The sequence below is a fragment of the Gordonibacter pamelaeae genome, from assembly GCF_003340385.1.
Classification (GTDB): domain Bacteria; phylum Actinomycetota; class Coriobacteriia; order Coriobacteriales; family Eggerthellaceae; genus Gordonibacter; species Gordonibacter pamelaeae.
Genome location: NZ_PPTS01000003.1, coordinates 109,134 through 125,966 on the forward strand (window position 1 = coordinate 109,134; position 16,833 = coordinate 125,966).

The window sequence follows — 16,833 nt, forward strand, 5'->3', positions numbered from 1 at the left end:
CTCCGCAAGCCAGCGCGGGCTGTGCGGGCGCCGCGCCGGTCGTTTCCTTTTATTCGATTGTCATATGCTCGTTGCCGAAACTGCTACTATGATAGTGGGCGCTTGTGGGCGTGTCAAAGCCAGGGCGGGCGGCATTGCGCCTCCTGCCTACGTATTTGCGCCGATTGCCGCTGCGGGCGCCGTGTTTTGCCCGCTGCGCGAAGGGCGGCGTAAACGGTTGCGATGAGAAACGGGAAGGGAAGGCTCGGATGATCCATATCGTTGGCGCAGGTTCGGGCGCCGCCGACCTTATCACGCTGCGCGGGGCGCGTCTTCTGCGCGCGGCCGACGTGGTCGTTTGGGCGGGGAGCCTTGTGAACCCCGAGCTGCTCGCCGAGTGCAAGGAATCCTGCGTCGTCTACGACAGCGCGCACATGACCTTGGAGGAAGTGCTCGACGTGATGTGCGCGGCGGATGCGCGGGGCGAGGAAGTGGTGCGCCTGCACACGGGCGACCCGTGCCTGTACGGCGCCATCCAGGAGCAGATGGACGCGCTCGACGCGCGCGGCGTGGACTACGAGGTGGTGCCCGGCGTGTCGAGCTTTTGCGGTGCCGCGGCGGCGCTTCGCCAGGAATACACGCTGCCGGGAATCAGCCAGTCGGTCGTGATCACGCGGCTTTCCGGGCGCACCCCCATGCCCGCGGGCGAGGGCATGCGCACCATGGCGGAAAGCGGCTCGACTATGGTCATCTTCCTGAGCTCGGGTATGCTCGCCGAGCTTTCCGCCGAGCTTTTGGCCGCGGGCCGCAGCTCCGACGAGCCGGCGGCGCTCGTGTACAAGGCGACCTGGCCTGAGGAGCGCGTGGTGCGCTGCACAGTGGGCACGCTCGCCGATGCGGGCGCGCGAGAGGGCATCGACCGCACGGCGCTCGTGGTGGTGGGCCGCGTGCTCGGAGCTCGCGGCGGGCTTGCGCACGACGGCGCGCAAGCGGAGCCGTACGAGCGCAGCAAGCTTTACGACCCTTCGTTTGCCACGGGGTATCGGAAGGCGAGCAGCTAGCGTGGCCTTCGAGCACTACATATATACCGGGACGACCCGCCTGCGCTGCGGCTACACCACGGGGAGCTGCGCCGCGCTCGCGGCGAAGGCGGCCTGCGAGATGCTCTTGTCACGAAAGCCCGTCGGCCGCGTGTCGATCGTCACCCCCGGCGGGCTGCCCGTCGAGGCGGACGTGGTCGACGCATGCATCGGCGAGGGGTGCGCCCAGTGCGCCGTGCGAAAGGACGCAGGCGACGATGCCGATGTGACCGACGGCGTGCTCGTGTACGCGCGCGTGGAACATGCGGGGTCGGGCACGGGCGCTGCGGGCAGCAAGGGCGTGCCCGCGCGCGAATCGGAAGTTTCCGTCGATGGCGGCGTGGGCGTGGGGCGCGTGACGTTGCCCGGGCTCGAGCAGCCGGTGGGGGCGGCCGCCATCAACGCGACGCCGCGCGCGATGATCGCTTCGGCGGTGCGCGAGGTGTGCGCCGCGCACGGCTCTTCTGGAAATATCGCTGTGACGATTTCGGTACCCGAGGGTGTTGCCCTTGCCGAAAAGACCTTCAACCCGCACCTGGGGATAGAGGACGGCATCTCCATCCTGGGCACGACGGGCATCGTCGAGCCGCGCAGCCTCGCTGCCTTGCGCGACAGCATCGAGCTCGAGATCCGGCAGCATGCGGCTATGGGGCGGCGCGGAGTCGTGCTCACGCCCGGCAACTACGGCGAGCAGTTCATCTCGGGGCATTTCCACCTAAACGGTGCGCCGGTGGTCGTCATCTCCAACTTCGTGGGCGATGCGATTGATTGCTGCGTTCGCGAGGGATTTACCAATGTCCTTCTTGTGGGACACATCGGCAAGCTGGTGAAGGTCGCGGGCGGCATCATGGACACCCATTCGCGTACCGCCGACTGCCGCGCGGAGATTCTGGCCGCCCACGCGGCCTTGGCCGGCGCGGGCGCGAAGACCGTGCGCGAGATCATGTCGTCGGTCACGACCACGGCGGCGCTCGAGGTAATCGAGGCCGCCGGCGTGGGGGACGCCGCGCGCGCCTCGCTCGCTGCGGCAATCGAGGACAGGTTGCGCCGCCGCGCGGCGGGCGCATGCGACATCGCCGCGGTCGTGTTCGACGCCGAGCGCCGCGAGCTTTTCCGCACGTCGGGCGCCGATGCAGTTATCGGGGAATTGGGGGCGACGTATGAGTAAAGGCGTGCTGTACGGGGTGGGCACGGGGCCTGGCGACCCCGAGCTGCTCACGATCAAGGCCGTCCGCACAATCGAATCGTGTCCGGTCATCGCCGCACCGCAGACGGCGGACGGGGTCATGGTCGCGCTCGACATCGTGCGCGGCGCCGTTGACCTTACAGGCAAGACGGTGATCCCCGTGCGATTCTCGATGACGCGCGACGCCGAGCGCCGCGCGGCTGAGCATGCCTCGCTTGTTCGCGAGCTTGTCGCGCACCTGGATGCGGTCCGCGACGTCGCGCTGCTGAACCTGGGGGACCCGAGCATCTACGCCACCTTCCAGCGCATAGCGCCCGACGTGCGCGCCCGCGGGTTCGAGGCGCGCGCCATTCCCGGCGTGCCGAGCTTCTGCGCGGTCGCCGCGGCGCTCGAGCGCGACCTCACGCCCGAGATGTCGTCGCCTCTGCACATCGTGCCCGGCGGCTACGACGACGTGCGCCGCGCAATCGGCTGGCCGGGGACGAAGGTGGTCATGAAGGCGCGCCGCTCGCTTGCGGACACGAAGCGCATCCTTCGCGAGGAGGGCGCCTTCGACGGTGCCGAGCTCGTAGAGGACTGTGGGCTTCCGAGCGAGCGCGTGTACCGCTCGCTCGACGATGTGCCCGATCGGGGCAGCTACTTCTCGACGATGGTGGTGCGCTAGATGAGGGTTTCCTGCATAGCGTTCACTGAGAGGGGGTATGCGTTAGCGGAGCGCACCGCACGCGCGCTTTCCGATTGCGCGCAGACGGGTGAAGATGACCCTGGCTGGGGCGTTTCCGTTTCGCGCGGGTTCGGCGAGGGGAAGGTCGACCTGCGCGCATGGACGGCGCTCGCGTGGGAAGCGTCGGACGCGCTTCTGTTCGTGGGCGCGGCGGGCATCGCCGTGCGGGCGATCGCGCCGCATGTCGCCTCGAAGGCAAGCGATCCCGCGGTTGTGGCGATCGACGAGGCGGGGCGCTTTGCCGTCCCGCTTTTGTCGGGACATTTGGGCGGTGCGAACGAGCTTGCGCAAACTGTGGCACGCGCGGCAGGGGCCATCCCCGTCATCACCACGGCGACCGACGTCCGCGGCGTGTGGGCGGTGGATACGTGGGCGCGCTGTGCGGGGCTCGCCGTTTCGAATCCCGAGGCCATCAAGCGAGTGTCGGCGCGGCTGCTTTCGGGCGGGCGCGTGGCGCTCTATTCCGACATGCCGATTTCGGGACAGCCGCCTGAGGGGGTTGACATTGCGTCCGACCGCGCTCGGGCCGATATCGTCGTGTCGCCGTTCGCTGGCGCGAATGCAGGTGCGTCCGTTCGCGCGGCGGAGACAACGGGCGAGGTCATGCCCGCCGGTGAGACGGGGAAGCCGGCGGGCGTGCGGGCGCAGGCGCCTGCGCCCGAGCCGCTTCGCCTTGTCGTGCCCTGCATCGTTGCGGGCATAGGGTGCCGTCGCGGTGCGTGCGCCGAAGCGATCGAGGAGGCGTTTCTTCTCGCGTGCGGGCAGGCGGGTATCTCGCCTTCGGCCGTGCGCGAGGCGGCGACGATCGACGTGAAGGCGCACGAGGAGGGTCTGCTCGCCTTCTGCCGCGCGCGCAATATCTCGCTTGCGACGTATTCCGCAGAGGAGTTGTCGCAGGTCGAAGGCAGCGTTTCGCCATCTGATTTCGTGCGCGCGACGGTGGGGGTCGACAACGTGTGCGAGCGCGCGGCGCTCGCGGACGGGGGCAAACTTATCTTCCCGAAGCTCGCTCACGGCGGCGTGACCGTCGCGTTTTCCAAGGTAACTATCGAACTTTCGTTTAAGGAGCGGTGATGGGAAATCTCTTCGTGGTGGGGATCGGCCCGGGCGGCCCCGACGGCATGACGATTGCGGCCCGGCGCGCGCTCGAGGCGGCCGACATCGTTGTGGGGTACACGAAATACGTGGAGCTTGCGCTCGCCGCCGTGCCCGACGCGGCGCATCTCGCGACGCCGATGATGCACGAGGTCGAACGGTGCCGCCTGGCGCTTTCGCGCGCGCAGAGCGGAGAGGCCGTGGCGCTCGTGTGCAGCGGTGACGCGGGCGTGTACGGCATGGCGAGCCCCGTGCTGGAGCTTGCGGAGGACTACCCCGATGTAGACGTGGAAGTTATCGCCGGGGCCACCGCGGCTCAGAGCGGGTCGGCGGTGCTCGGCGCCCCGCTTGCCCACGACTTCGCGGTCGTGTCGCTCTCCGACCTGCTCACGCCGTGGGAGGTCATCGAGCGCAGGCTCGCCGCCGTGGCGAGCGCCGACTTCTGCATCTGTTTGTACAACCCGCGCAGCAGAAAGCGCGCCGACAGGCTCTCGCGCGCGGCGAGGATCATGCTCGAATGGAAGGCCCCCGACACGCTCTGCGGCTGGGTACGCAACATCGGGCGCGAGGGGCAGCAGTCGGGCATGTGCAGGCTCTCCGAGCTGGGGGAGTTCGACGCCGACATGTTCACCACCGTGTTCGTCGGCAACGCGGACACGAAGCGCGTAGGCGGCCGTATGGTCACGCCGCGCGGGTATCGGGAGATTCCATGCGAAAGGTAACGATCATCGGGGCGGGGCCCGGAAACCCCGATTTGCTCTCGCGCGCGGCGCTCGATGCGATCGACATCGCCGACGTGGTCATCGGCGCTCATCGCGCGCTTGCCGGCATCGACGTGCCGCCCGACGTGGTGAGATGCGAGCTCGTGAAGACGGCGGACATCGTCGCCGCGCTCACCGATGTGGCGTCGTGGCAGCGCGCCGTGGTCGTGATGACGGGCGATGTGGGGCTGTTCAGCGGCGCGCGCCGCCTGGTGGAGGCGCTCTCCGGCGACGCGCAGGTGGACGTGCGCGTCGTTCCCGGCATAAGCTCAGCGTCGTATCTCGCCGCGCACCTCGCGCGTCCATGGCAGGATTGGCGCTTCGCGAGCGCTCACGGCGTGGCGTGCGACATCGTGGCCGAGGCCGAGCGCGCAGGTGAGCTCTTCCTCGCCACGTCGGGCGGGGAAGACCCCTCGCGGCTTTCGGGCGAGCTTGTGCAGGCGGGCTTCGGGGACGCGCGCGTGACGGTGGCCGAGCGCCTGTCGTACCCCGACGAGCGCATCACCTGCGCGACCGCAAGTGAAATCGCAGGTCAGACGTTCGACGACTTGAACGTGATGCTTATCGAGTTCGCAGGCGGCGCCGGGTCGCCCGCGGGCTCTAGCGCAGCCTCCGAGGCGCCGGCCGGCGCGTCTGCGCCCGCGGCGGCTTCTTCCGCGGCGGACTCTGCGGGCGCATCCCGCGCCGCGAGCTCCCGCTGGCCGTACGCTTCCTCGGGCATTCCCGACGAGCTCTTCATCCGCGGCGACGTTCCCATGACCAAGCAGGAGGTGCGCGCCGTCGCGCTCGCGAAGCTGCGCCTTGCCGCGACCGACACCGTGTGGGACGTCGGCGCCGGCACGGGGAGCGTGTCGATCGAGGCGGCGCTCGTCGCGCGAGCGGGGTCGGTATGGGCGGTCGAGCGCAACGCGGCCGGCGTGCGGCTCATCCGAGAGAACGCGGATGCATTCGGGTGCGGCAACGTGCATGCGGTCCCCGGTGTCGCCCCCGAAGCGCTCGCGAAACTGCCCGTCCCCGACGCCGTGTTCGTCGGCGGGAGCGCGGGCGAGCTTCCCTCCATCGTGGAGGCGGCGCTCGAGAAGAACTCGCAGGTTCGCCTGTGCGTGCCATGCGTCACCGTTGAGACGCTCACCGAGGCGTGCGCGCTCCTCTCGGGTTCGCGCTTTAAGGGGTTCGAGGCGTGCCAGGTGTCTGCCGCCCGCGCCGAGGCTGTAGGCTCGCACCATCTTATGAAGGCGCAAAACCCCGTGTTCCTCGTCAGCGCGCGTGGTGCGGGCGCGGATGCCGAGGAGCTTGCCGAAGTCGGGGCGCTTGCTGAGTCGCCTGTCGGGGAGGACCCCTCTGCCGAGGGGAACCCATCCGTTGAGGTGGTCTCGCTTGCTAACTGCAACGCCGCAGATGGGGAAGGCGGCGCCCGGTGAGCACGTCCATCCCGCACTTCATGGTCGCTGCGCCCTCGAGCGGGAGCGGCAAGACGGTCGTAACGTGCGCGCTCCTGCGCGCGCTCGCGCGCCGCGGCCTTGCATGCGCGGCCTTCAAATGCGGCCCCGACTACATTGACCCGCTCTTTCATCGCCGCGTCGTGGGCGCGCGCTCGGGCAACTTAGACGGCTTCTTCACCGACGCCCCGACGCTGCGCGCCCTGCTCGCACGCGGCGCCGCGGGCGCGGATGTCGCGGTGCTCGAGGGGGTCATGGGCTTCTACGACGGCATGGCGCCCGGCGTGGCCGACGCGAGCAGCTACCAGGTTGCGCGCGACACGGAAACGCCGGTCGTTTTAGTGGTGAACGGGCGCGGGGCGTCTTTATCGCTCGCCGCCGTAATCCGCGGTATCGCCGAGTTCCTGCCTTGTGCGAACGTGCGCGGCGTCGTGCTGAACAAGACGAGCGCCGCTGCCTGCGCCTACGCGGCGCCTGCGATCGAGAAGCACACGGGCGTCGCGGTTTTGGGGAATATCCCCGCCGACGAGGCGTTTTCGCTCGAAAGCCGGCATCTGGGGCTTGTGACCGCCGACGAGGTCGAGCAGCTCTCCGCGCGCATCGACAAGATGGCCGAGCTGGTGGAAAAGAGCGTCGACGTCGACCGCTTGCTCGAAATAGCGGCGACGGCACCCGATATCCGCGAGGAACCTTACCGGTTGGAGCCGATCGCGGGAGCGCGGCCCATCGTCGCCGTCGCGCGTGACGAGGCGTTCTCGTTCTACTACGAGGAGAACCTGCGCGCGCTCGAGGACCTGGGTTGCGAGCTGGCCTTTTTCAGTCCCCTGTGTGATAGCGGGTTGCCCCGGGGGACAAGCGCCCTCTATCTGGGGGGCGGCTACCCGGAGCTCCATGCGCGGCAGCTCTCCGAGAACGCGCCGATGCGCGAGGCGGTGCGGCGCGCGGTGGAATCCGGCATGCCGACGGTCGCCGAATGCGGTGGGTTTCTGTACCTGCAGCGCGAAATCGCCGATAGCGAGGGGCGGCGCTGGCCTGTTGCGGGCGCCCTTGAGGGCGCAAGCGAGAACGGGGGAAGGCTGTCCCATTTCGGGTACGTGGAGCTCACTTCCCAACGCGACGGGCTCTACGGGCCGCGCGGCACACGCATCCGCGCGCACGAGTTCCACTACTGGCAGTCCACCTGCCCGGGCGGCGACTTCTGGGCGCAGAAGCCCCGGCGCGACAAGGGCTGGCCGTGCATGACGACCACTCCGTCCCTGGTGGCGGGCTTCCCGCATGTGTACTATCCTGCGAACCCCGACGTTGCGCGCGCGTTCGCGTCTGCCGCAGCGTCGTTCGCAGAGAGGAGACGGCATGGCTGAAGCAACCGAAACCGCGCTTGCCTGCATCCGCGAGGAAGTCGAGCGTGCGTTCTCATCGGCGCCTGGCGCCGTGCTCGAAGCCGCGCTCTCCCGGATCGCGCCCGCAGACGAGTGCGCCCGCGCCGCCGCGTACGCCGCGTGGGACTCCATCGCGCACCCCTTGGGGGGATTGGGCGACTTTGAAGACGCCGTCGCGTGTATCGCCGCAGCTCAGGGGAGCGCCGAGGTGGCCGAGTTTCCCCGTGCGCTCGCGGTATTCTTCTCCGACAACGGGGTCGTTGCCGAAGGCGTGTCGCAAAGCGGGCAAGACGTGACGCGAGCCGTCGCGCGCAACATGTGCGAGGGGGCCACGAGCGCCTGCCGCATGGCGGCGTTCGCGGGTGCCGAGGTCGTGCCCGTCGACGTGGGCATGGCCCGGGGCATAGAAGACGCGCGCATGGTGCGCGCGAACGTGCGGCGGGGGAGCGGCAACATCGCGCACGGCCCCGCTATGTCTCGCGATGGGGCCGTGCGCGCGATCGAGGTCGGAATCGCCGTCGCGTGCGGGCTTGCCCGCGCCGGCGTGCGCCTTCTCGCCGCGGGCGAGATGGGCATCGGCAACACGACCACCTCGGCGGCGGTGGCCGCAGTGCTCCTCCGGGCGGACGCGCGGAGCTTCGTCGGGCGCGGCGCGGGGCTCTCGGACGCCTCGCTCGCGCGCAAGCGCGACGTGGTCAAGCGCGCTATCGACGCGAATTCGCCCGATCCCGCCGACCCGATCGACGTGCTCTCGAAGGTGGGCGGCTTCGACATCGCGGCGATGTGCGGCTTCTACCTGGGGGCCGCGGCCTCGAAGGCGCCGGCGCTCCTCGACGGGGTCATATCCTGCGCGGCGGCCCTGTGCGCGGCGCGCCTGTGCCCCAACGCCTTGGGCTACCTCGTGGGCACCCACGCATCAAGCGAACCCGCAAGCCAGGAGCTCCTTCGCGAGCTCGGCATAAAGGCACCCCTCGACGCAGGCATGCACTTGGGCGAGGGCGCGGGCGCCATGGCGTATCTGCCCCTTCTGGATTCGGCGCTGCGCGTGTACCGGGATGGGAAGACGTTCACGGCGACTGGCATGGCTGCTTACGAGCATTTCGAGGCCGGGAAATGACGGTGACGCTCGTCATCGGCGCCGCCGCGAGCGGCAAGAGCGCCTACGCCGAGTCCCTGTGCCTCGGGCACGACGGCCCCCGCGTGTACCTGGCAACGATGGAGCCCTTCGGGGGAGAGGGCGCCCGCCGCATCGCGCGCCATCGGGCGCTGCGCGAGGGCAAGGGGTTTTCCACCCTCGAGCGCACGCGTGACGTGGGCGCCGCAGTGCCCGGGCTTCCGCGCGGCTGCACGCTTCTTTTGGAGGACGTGGGCAACCTGGTTGCGAACGAGCTCTTCGCGGAAGGCGGCTTGTCCCCACGTGACCCCGATGCTACGGCGCGCGAGGTGCTCGGAGGCATCGAACGGCTCGCTCAGGCCGCTGCGTATACGGTGGTGGTCACCGTCGACGTGTTCGCCGATGGGATGCGCTATGATGAGGGGACCGAGGCATGGAGGCGCGCGCTCGCGCGCGTGAACGCGGGCGTGGCGGCGCTGGCCGACCGCGCAGTCGAAGTGGTATGCGGGATTCCCGTGTGGATGAAAGGCGAAGGACCTGCAAGGTGAAGATAGCGGAGGCGATCGGCGCGGCGTTCGGAACGTTCTCGCGCATCCCCGTCCCGAAATCGGCCTGGACCGATTTCGGGTCAACCCATGCGCTTGCCGCGTTTCCCCTGGTGGGCCTTGCGGAAGGCTTCCTCATGACGGCGTGGGGGCACATGGCGAACCTGCTCGGCGTGCCCGCGACCATCGTCGCGGCCGTGCTCGTGGCGCTGCCTGTGGCGGTGACGGGAGGCATCCACCTAGACGGGCTCTGCGACACCTCCGATGCGCTTGCAAGTTGGGCCCCGCGCGAGCGAAAGCTCGAGATCATGCACGACCCGCGGGCGGGCGCCTTCGGGGTCATCGGTGTTGTCGTGTACCTTATTCTGCAGTTTTCCCTGTTCACCGCGCTGCCGCTTACGGCGGGGGCGTTCCTCGCGCTTCTGTGCTCGCTCGTGTTCTCCCGCGCGCTTTCGGGGCTCGCCGTTGAATGCTGGCCTGCCGCGCGGGCGGACGGCATGGCCGCGGGGCTCTCGCCTGCGAAGAAGCGCGCGGCGATCGTCGTGCCGCTTTGCGCTTTCGCTGCGGCTTCGGCTGCAGGGATGGTCGCGTGCGCTCAGGCCGTCGGCGCCCTTATGGCGGTGGCGGGGCTTTTGGCGCTCGCGTGGTACCGCCATGTTGCCCTGGCCCGCTTCGGCGGGGTGACGGGGGATTTGGCCGGATGGTTTCTGCAATGGGCCGAGCTCGCGATGCTCGCCGTGCTGGTGGCGGGGGGCATGCTCCTATGATGCTCGTGGTAGGTGGCGCGCATTCGGGGAAGAGGACCTTCGTGCGCGAAAAGCTCGGGTTCGCGGCGGACGATTTCGTCGACGCGGCGCAGCTTGCGGAGGGCGGCGTGCCCGCGGCTTTTGCCGGCCGCGTCGCGTACCGTGCTGAGGAACTCGTACGCGCGCTCGACGCTGACCGGGCGCTCGAGCGGCTGATCGGCTTCGACGCAGTGATTCTGCCCTTGGTCGGCTCGGGGGTCGTCCCCATGCGTGCGGAAGACGCCCAATGGCGCGAGCGCGCGGGGCGCCTGGGATGCGCGCTCGCTGCGCGCGCCGACGTCGTCGTGCGCATGACGTGCGGGATTCCCCAGGTTATCAAAGGAAACCTTGCCGATGCGCCTCGAGGGACGCAGGGCGCGGGCGCGCCTTTGGAAGTCGTCTTTGTACGCCATGGTGCCACGGCGGGCACGGAAGACCATCGCTACAGCGGGGCGGGCGCCGACGAGCCCCTGTCGAGCGCGGGCGAGCGCGCTTTGCGCGACCTCGCGTGCGATCGTGACGTGTTCCGTGTTATCACGAGCGGCATGGCCCGCACCGACCAGACGGCGCGCATCCTCTTTCCGAACGCGGAGCTTATGGCGTGCCCCGGTCTGCGCGAGATGGATTTCGGCGACTTCGAGGGGCGAAGCGCCGCCGAGCTTAAAGAGGATGCGCGCTACCGCGCCTGGGTAGACTCCTGGTGCGAGACGCGCTGCCCGCATGGCGAGGGCAAGAGCGATTTCACCCGCCGCGTCGTCGCGGCGTTTCGGGAGGTGTGCGAATCGGAGCGCGCCCAGGGGAGTGGGCGCGCCGTCTTCGTCGTTCACGCGGGTACCGTGAAAGCGCTGCTCTCCGAGCTAGCTGTCCCGAAAATGGGATACTTCGACGTGCATACCGAGCCGGGTGGCGCATGGGCCGCCACCTGGGATGGGCGCTGCCTTCGCGACGTTCGCCCCGCTTCGGGGGGCGATGCCCGGTGATGACGATTCTTGCCGTCGCCGCCGGGTTCGCGGCCGACCTTGCCTTCGGCGACCCGCGCTGGCTTCCCCATCCCGTCGTCGCCATGGGGCGCGCGATCACGTGGGCCGAAGGCCGCCTGCGGGGCGCATTCCCGCAAACGTCCGCGGGCACGCGCGCCGCAGGGCTTGTGCTCGCCGTGGCGCTTCCGCTTGCGTGTGGGCTTTTGACCTGGGGAATCCTGCATCTTTGCGGCATGGTTCACTCCGGCTTGCGCTTCGTGGCCGAGGCATGGACGAGCTATCAGATTCTCGCGGCATGCGAGCTGCGCCGCCAGAGCCTGGCCGTGGCCCGCGCGTTCTCGAAGGGCGGCCTTGTCGCGGCGCGCGAAGCCGTCGGGCTCATCGTGGGACGCGACACGTCTGTTCTCGACGAGCAGGGCGTCGCGCGCGCCGTCGTGGAAACGGTGGCGGAGAACGCGAGCGACGGCGTCATCGCGCCGCTTTTCTACCTTATGATCGGGGGTGCGCCCTTGGGCATGGCGTACAAGGCGGTGAACACGCTCGACAGCATGGTGGGCTACAAAAACGAGCGCTACATCGACTTCGGCTGCGCCTCGGCGCGCCTCGACGATGCGGCGAACTGGATTCCCTCGCGCTTATCGGCCCTGCTCATGATCGCCGTGTGCCCGATCGTCGGGCTCGACGCGCGCGGGGCGGCGCGCATCTGGCGCCGCGACAGGCGTCGCCATGCGAGCCCGAACGCGGCGCAGACCGAGTCAGCGTGCGCGGGCGCGCTCGGGCTGCGCCTGGCAGGACCCGCGGTGTATTTCGGCAAGCTCGTTGAGAAACCGACGATAGGCGACGCGTCCCGCGAAATCGAGTGGGGCGACATCGCCCGGGCGACAAGGCTCATGCTCGCCGCGTCCGTATGCGCGCTCGTCGTCTTCGGCGCCGCGCGCGCGGCGGTCGTGCTCGCCGTGGGGGCGATGGCGTGAGGGAAGACCACGCCGCGCCCCGGGCTGCTGGGGGGATCCTGCGCGCCCGTGCGCATGGGGGCAGCGCGCAATCGCTCGGCATCGCTTGCGAAGGGGGCGCCTCCGACCTCATTGACTTCTCGGTGAACGTGAATCCGGCAGGCCCCTCGCCGCGCGCCGTCGCCGCAGCTTGCAAGGCGCTTTCTCGAATCGACGCCTACCCCGATAGGGAAAGCCTCGCCCTCGTTCGCGCCCTAGCGCGCGCCCAGGGCGTTCCCGAAGATGCTATCGTCTGCGGCGCGGGCGCGTCCGACATCATCTGGCGGCTCGCCGCGGCGGTGCGCCCGAAACGCATCGTCGTGTGCGCGCCGACGTTCTCTGAATATGCGGAGGCGGCATCGTACTACGGCGCATGCGTGCAGGAGTTCCCGCTCTCCGAAGCGGACGGCTTCGACGTGCCCGCCTCCTTCGCCCGCGCGATCGAGGGGCCGGGAGATGTGGCGTACCTCTGCAATCCGAACAACCCGACGGGGCGCCTCGTCGACCCCCGCGTGATCGATGCCGCGGCTTGCCGCTGCGAGCAGGCGGGCGCGCTGCTCGTCGTGGACGAGTGCTTCCTCGGATTTGCGCCCGACGCCCGCGAAAGGAGCGTGGCCGCACGCGCCGCGTGTTCGCGCCATGTGGCCGTGCTCTCCGCGTTCACCAAACTCTACGGAATGGCGGGGTTGCGGTTGGGATATCTGATCAGCGGAAACGCCCAACTCATCGAGGGGATTCGCCGGGCGGGGCAGGCGTGGCCCGTCTCCTCGGTCGCCGAGGCTGCGGGCATCGCCGCCCTGGAAGACGTCGAATACGTCTCGCGCACGCGCGATGTATTGGCGGGCGAGCGAGCGTGGCTTTCCCACGAGCTCTCCTCGCTCGGGCTTTCCGTCGTGCCGTCGGATGCGAACTTCCTTTTAGTCCGCACGCCGGCGAAAGACATCCCCGAGCGCCTGTATAATCAGGGGGTTTTGGTCCGCACGTGCGACTCGTTTTCGGTACTGTCCCGTTTCTGGTGCCGCGTCGCGGTGCGCACGCGCAAGGAGAACGCTCGGCTTGCGATGGCGTTCAGCCGCGCGCTTCGGGCGGAAGGCGCATCGGGCGAAGGCGAACCCGACGAACGGGGCGGCGCTTCTTGCAGCGGCGCTATGGCGGGCGCGGATGGCCGAGGCTCGGCGAAGGAGGTCGATACCCGTGGGTAGGGCGAAGCCCATCATGATCCAGGGCACCATGTCGAACGCGGGGAAGAGCCTGCTTGCGGCGGGGCTGTGCCGCGTGCTTTCGCAGGACGGCCTGCGCGTGACTCCCTTCAAGAGCCAGAACATGGCGCTCAACAGCGGTGTCACGGCCGACGGACTCGAGATGGGGCGCGCCCAGATCATGCAGGCCGAGGCGTGCGGCATCGCGCCCGACGTGCGCATGAACCCCATCCTGCTCAAGCCCGAAAGCGACCACCGAAGCCAGCTCATCGTGGCCGGCAAGGCGCAGGGAGCCTTCGCTGCGAGGGACTACTTCGCGCGAAAGAAGGCGCTCATGCCGCAGATTTTGGAGGCGTTCGATTCGCTCGCGGAGGAAAACGACGTCATCGTCATCGAGGGCGCCGGCAGCCCCGCCGAAATCAACCTTGCCGAAAACGACATCGTCAACATGGGGCTCGCGCGCGCCGTGTCCTCCCCCGTGCTGCTCGCGGGCGACATCGACCCAGGCGGGGTGTTTGCCCAGCTCTACGGCACGGTCGCGCTCCTTGCGCCCGAGGACCGCGCGCTTTTGCGGGGGCTTGTGGTGAACAAGTTCCGCGGCGATGTGGAAATCCTGCGCCCGGGTTTGGCCCCGCTCGAGAAGATGTGCGGGGTTCCCGTCGTGGGGGTCGTGCCGTATCTTACGCTCGACCTGGACGACGAGGACTCGCTCGCGCCGCGCCTATCTGCCCGCGAGGCGCGCGGCGTCATCGACGTCGCCGTCGTGCGCCTTCCGCATCTGTCGAACTTCACCGACTTCGACCCGCTTTCGCGCGTGCCCGGCGTGGGCGTGCGCTACGTTTCCTCGACGACCGATCTGGGCCGACCCGACCTGGTGGTGCTCCCCGGCTCGAAGACCACGCTCGACGACGCGCGCTGGCTTGCGGCTAGCGGCATCGGAGCCTGTGTACGCGCGCTTTCGGGCGCGGGCACGCCGGTGCTCGGCATATGCGGAGGCTACCAGCTTTTGGGAGACGAGCTTTCCGACCCGCACGGCAGGGAAGGCGCTGGCACCGCGCGCGGGCTCGGGCTCATCCCCGCAAGTACGGTGTTCAAGGAGGAAAAGCGCCTCGCCCGGTCGGAGCTGCGCATCACGGGCGCCCAAGGCGCGTTCTCGGTGTGGAACGGCATGACGGCGCGCGGGTACGAGATTCACGACGGCGAAACGACCGTCTCCTGCGCCCCTGCGGGCACGATTGGCGGCAAACCGGAAGGCGCGGCCTGCGGAAACGTGTTCGGAACCTATCTCCACGGCCTGTTCGACGAACCGGGGGTGGCGCTCGCCCTCGCGCGCTCGCTCGCGCGCATGCGCGGCCTGCCCGAGAGCGTCGTGGGTGCTGCGGGCGCGGCGTCCGCGGCCGATCACCGTGCGCGCGAGTTCGACCGCCTGGCCGACGCCGTGCGCGGGGCGCTCGACATGGAGTATGTCTACCGCATCATCGAGGAGGGCGTATGATCCACGTGTATCATGGCGACGGCAAAGGCAAGACCACGGCGGCGATGGGCCTCGCCCTTCGCATGCTCGCCGCAGGCCGCCGCGTCGTCGTCGTGCAGTTCCTGAAAGACGGCGAAAGCGGGGAGGCGCGCCTGCTCGCCGAGCATTTCGGCGTGCCCGTGTTCGCGGGGAAGGCGTCGGACAAGTTTACCTGGTCGATGACGTCGGAAGAACTTGCCGCGACGTGCGAGCTGCACGATGGGAACCTCGCTTCCGCGCTCGCCGAGCTCGAGGGCGCGCAGGAGGGGCTGCTCGTGCTCGACGAGGCGCTCGACGCGCTTTCGAAGGGGCTTGTCGACGAGGCGCTCGTGGACCGCGCGCTCGATATGTCCGCGCGCGGCGTCGAAGTAGCGCTCACCGGGCGCGCGCCTTCCCGCAAGATCGTGGAGAAGGCCGACTACATAACCAAGATGCGGTGCGAGAAACACCCCTACGAGCAGGGGATATGTGCAAGGGAAGGAGTGGAGTACTAGATGGATTCCAAGGAGATGGCGCCCGGCGACATCGAGCGGCGCAGCTTCGAGATCATCACCGAAGAGCTCGGCGGCCGCACGTTCCCGCCGCTCGAAGAGCCCGTCGTGAAGCGCGTCATCCACACCACTGCCGACTTCTCGTACGCCGATTCCCTCGTGTTCACCCATGACGCTGCGCACTGCGCGCTCGACGCACTGCGCGCAGGGGCCACGGTGCTCACCGACACGAACATGGCGCTCGCAGGCATAAGCAAGCCCGCGCTCGCGAAGCTCGGCTGCAAGGCCGTGTGCTACATGGCCGACCCTGATGTCGCCGCGGCTGCGCGCGCCGCGGGCACGACTCGCGCCGTTGCGAGCATGGACAAAGCTTGCGGCATCGAGGGTCCGCTCATCGTGGCCGTCGGCAACGCTCCCACAGCACTTCTGCGCCTCGCCGAGCTCATGGACGCGGGGAAGATCGCGCCCGCGCTCGTCGTTGGGGTGCCGGTCGGGTTTGTGAACGTGGTCGAGGCGAAAGAGGAGCTACTCGCGCGACGCGTGCCGGCCATCGTCGCGAGGGGTCGCAAGGGCGGCTCGACCGTGGCGGCCGCCATTATGAACGCGCTGCTCTACCAGATCACGCGCCCAGGCGGCCCGAAGTGACGGCGCCCGCATCCGCGCCGGCGCTGCGCATCTTCGCCGGCACCACCGAGGGCCGCCTTCTGTGCGAATGGGCGAGCGGGGCGGGCATCCCCACCCGTGCCTACGCGGCAACCGAGTACGGAGGCGAGCTTTTGGGCGAGCTTCCGGGTATCGAGGTGCATGCGGGCAGGCTCGACGAGGCCGACATGGAGCGCGAGCTTTCCGGCGCGCGCATCATCGTCGACGCCACGCACCCCTTCGCTACGCTCGCAAGCGGCAACATCCGGGCCGCTTCGCTCGCCGTGGGTGCACGATGCCTGCGCCTTGCGCGCCCGGCCGAGGCGCTGCCCAAAGGCGTCGTGTCGGTCGCGTCGATCGCCTGCGCGGCGCGCTTTCTCTCCGAGAACCCGGGTCGCGCGCTTCTCACGACGGGGAGCAAGGAGCTTGCTCCCTACACGCGCGTCGCCGATTTCGCGGAGCGCTTCTTCGTGCGCGTGCTCCCGCTGCCCGGCGCTATAACGAAGTGCATCGACGCGGGGTTTTCTCCGTCGCACGTCATCGGCATGCAGGGGCCCTTCACCCGCGAGCTCAACGAGGCGATGCTTCGGCAGGTGGGCGCCCAGTGGCTTGTGACCAAGGACTCGGGAACCGTAGGCGGCACGGCCGAGAAGCTCGCCGCCGCGCGCGACGCGGGAGCGCGCTGCATCGTGGTCGCCCGTCCCGCCGAGGGAGGCGGGGCCCTTTCGCTTCGGGAAGTGGAAGACGCGCTCTTACGGGAGTTCGCGCGCTAGGCGCTCGCCGCGCCTGCTGTATTCGCTACGATAAAACTCGACACATCGCTACGTAGGATTTCGACACTTCGCTAGCGAACATGCCGACCACCCCAATCGGTTACCTTGGTCATCGCCATCGTAGATCGACCAAGGAGGCCAGGAAGGAATGATCAGC

17 protein-coding genes are annotated in these 16,833 nt (G+C 69.1%); all 17 read left to right on the plus strand.

Annotation, left to right across the window (positions count from 1 at the left end):
• Positions 1-248: 248 nt before the first annotated feature.
• Genes cobM through cobK form a run of 17 tightly spaced genes read left to right on the plus strand, consistent with a single transcriptional unit; the run spans position 249 to position 16,676 of the window.
• Positions 249-1,040 carry a precorrin-4 C(11)-methyltransferase gene (gene cobM / locus C1877_RS05500; protein ID WP_114568621.1) on the plus strand — a complete coding sequence of 264 codons (792 nt, stop codon included), beginning with the start codon at positions 249-251 and terminating at the stop codon, positions 1,038-1,040.
• Position 1,041: 1 nt separating this feature from the next.
• Positions 1,042-2,226 (plus strand): cobalt-precorrin-5B (C(1))-methyltransferase CbiD, encoded by a 1,185-nt coding sequence (gene cbiD / locus C1877_RS05505; RefSeq protein ID WP_206671493.1) that lies wholly within the window; start codon positions 1,042-1,044, stop codon positions 2,224-2,226.
• A complete protein-coding gene (cobI, locus tag C1877_RS05510; RefSeq protein WP_015538667.1) occupies positions 2,219-2,908 on the plus strand; it encodes a precorrin-2 C(20)-methyltransferase in 690 nt (229 codons plus the stop codon). Before cbiD ends, cobI begins: the two co-directional genes overlap by 8 nt.
• The gene (locus tag C1877_RS05515) at positions 2,909-4,042 is read left to right on the plus strand and encodes a cobalt-precorrin 5A hydrolase (protein ID WP_015538668.1); all 1,134 of its coding nucleotides are present in this window, start codon (positions 2,909-2,911) and stop codon (positions 4,040-4,042) included.
• Positions 4,042-4,785: a precorrin-3B C(17)-methyltransferase gene (gene cobJ, locus C1877_RS05520; RefSeq protein ID WP_015538669.1), complete on the plus strand. Its 744-nt coding sequence runs from the start codon at positions 4,042-4,044 to the stop codon at positions 4,783-4,785. Before C1877_RS05515 ends, cobJ begins: the two co-directional genes overlap by 1 nt.
• Complete coding sequence (gene cbiE, locus C1877_RS05525; protein WP_114568622.1) at positions 4,773-6,245, plus strand: precorrin-6y C5,15-methyltransferase (decarboxylating) subunit CbiE; 1,473 nt, start codon at positions 4,773-4,775, stop codon at positions 6,243-6,245. Before cobJ ends, cbiE begins: the two co-directional genes overlap by 13 nt.
• Entirely contained in the window at positions 6,242-7,624 is a 1,383-nt protein-coding gene (locus tag C1877_RS05530; protein WP_206671494.1) for a cobyrinic acid a,c-diamide synthase CobB, read from the plus strand. Before cbiE ends, C1877_RS05530 begins: the two co-directional genes overlap by 4 nt.
• Complete coding sequence (cobT, locus tag C1877_RS05535) at positions 7,617-8,759, plus strand: nicotinate-nucleotide--dimethylbenzimidazole phosphoribosyltransferase (RefSeq protein WP_114568623.1); 1,143 nt, start codon at positions 7,617-7,619, stop codon at positions 8,757-8,759. Before C1877_RS05530 ends, cobT begins: the two co-directional genes overlap by 8 nt.
• Positions 8,756-9,304: a bifunctional adenosylcobinamide kinase/adenosylcobinamide-phosphate guanylyltransferase gene (locus tag C1877_RS05540; RefSeq protein ID WP_114568797.1), complete on the plus strand. Its 549-nt coding sequence runs from the start codon at positions 8,756-8,758 to the stop codon at positions 9,302-9,304. Before cobT ends, C1877_RS05540 begins: the two co-directional genes overlap by 4 nt.
• Entirely contained in the window at positions 9,301-10,068 is a 768-nt protein-coding gene (cobS, locus tag C1877_RS05545) for an adenosylcobinamide-GDP ribazoletransferase (RefSeq protein WP_041238701.1), read from the plus strand. Before C1877_RS05540 ends, cobS begins: the two co-directional genes overlap by 4 nt.
• 41 nt (positions 10,069-10,109) lie before the next feature.
• Entirely contained in the window at positions 10,110-11,066 is a 957-nt protein-coding gene (locus C1877_RS05550; protein WP_197533049.1) for a histidine phosphatase family protein, read from the plus strand.
• The gene (cbiB, locus tag C1877_RS05555; RefSeq protein WP_114568624.1) at positions 11,066-12,040 is read left to right on the plus strand and encodes an adenosylcobinamide-phosphate synthase CbiB; all 975 of its coding nucleotides are present in this window, start codon (positions 11,066-11,068) and stop codon (positions 12,038-12,040) included. The genes C1877_RS05550 and cbiB overlap by 1 nt, the downstream gene beginning before the upstream one ends.
• Positions 11,974-13,260, plus strand: coding sequence for a pyridoxal phosphate-dependent aminotransferase (locus C1877_RS05560; protein ID WP_114568625.1), 1,287 nt, complete (start codon positions 11,974-11,976; stop codon positions 13,258-13,260). The genes cbiB and C1877_RS05560 overlap by 67 nt, the downstream gene beginning before the upstream one ends.
• The gene (locus C1877_RS05565; protein ID WP_227156063.1) at positions 13,253-14,752 is read left to right on the plus strand and encodes a cobyric acid synthase; all 1,500 of its coding nucleotides are present in this window, start codon (positions 13,253-13,255) and stop codon (positions 14,750-14,752) included. Before C1877_RS05560 ends, C1877_RS05565 begins: the two co-directional genes overlap by 8 nt.
• Positions 14,749-15,264 carry a cob(I)yrinic acid a,c-diamide adenosyltransferase gene (locus C1877_RS05570; RefSeq protein ID WP_015538671.1) on the plus strand — a complete coding sequence of 172 codons (516 nt, stop codon included), beginning with the start codon at positions 14,749-14,751 and terminating at the stop codon, positions 15,262-15,264. The genes C1877_RS05565 and C1877_RS05570 overlap by 4 nt, the downstream gene beginning before the upstream one ends.
• Positions 15,265-15,906 (plus strand): precorrin-8X methylmutase, encoded by a 642-nt coding sequence (locus tag C1877_RS05575; protein WP_015538672.1) that lies wholly within the window; start codon positions 15,265-15,267, stop codon positions 15,904-15,906.
• Positions 15,903-16,676 (plus strand): precorrin-6A reductase, encoded by a 774-nt coding sequence (cobK, locus tag C1877_RS05580; protein WP_049783966.1) that lies wholly within the window; start codon positions 15,903-15,905, stop codon positions 16,674-16,676. Before C1877_RS05575 ends, cobK begins: the two co-directional genes overlap by 4 nt.
• The last annotated feature ends 157 nt before the right edge of the window (positions 16,677-16,833 follow it).

Excerpts from the sequence above, each read along its gene's own strand:
- cobM (WP_114568621.1), top strand. The coding sequence starts at position 249 with ATGATCCATATCGTTGGCGCAGGTTCGGGCGCCGCCGACCTTATCACG.
- cobI (WP_015538667.1), top strand. The coding sequence starts at position 2,219 with ATGAGTAAAGGCGTGCTGTACGGGGTGGGCACGGGGCCTGGCGACCCC.
- C1877_RS05515 (WP_015538668.1), top strand. The coding sequence starts at position 2,909 with ATGAGGGTTTCCTGCATAGCGTTCACTGAGAGGGGGTATGCGTTAGCG.
- cobJ (WP_015538669.1), top strand. The coding sequence starts at position 4,042 with ATGGGAAATCTCTTCGTGGTGGGGATCGGCCCGGGCGGCCCCGACGGC.
- cbiE (WP_114568622.1), top strand. The coding sequence starts at position 4,773 with ATGCGAAAGGTAACGATCATCGGGGCGGGGCCCGGAAACCCCGATTTG.
- cobT (WP_114568623.1), top strand. The coding sequence starts at position 7,617 with ATGGCTGAAGCAACCGAAACCGCGCTTGCCTGCATCCGCGAGGAAGTC.
- C1877_RS05540 (WP_114568797.1), top strand. The coding sequence starts at position 8,756 with ATGACGGTGACGCTCGTCATCGGCGCCGCCGCGAGCGGCAAGAGCGCC.
- cbiB (WP_114568624.1), top strand. The coding sequence starts at position 11,066 with ATGACGATTCTTGCCGTCGCCGCCGGGTTCGCGGCCGACCTTGCCTTC.
- C1877_RS05560 (WP_114568625.1), top strand. The coding sequence starts at position 11,974 with ATGCGCGCTCGTCGTCTTCGGCGCCGCGCGCGCGGCGGTCGTGCTCGC.
- C1877_RS05570 (WP_015538671.1), top strand. The coding sequence starts at position 14,749 with ATGATCCACGTGTATCATGGCGACGGCAAAGGCAAGACCACGGCGGCG.
- C1877_RS05575 (WP_015538672.1), top strand. The coding sequence starts at position 15,265 with ATGGATTCCAAGGAGATGGCGCCCGGCGACATCGAGCGGCGCAGCTTC.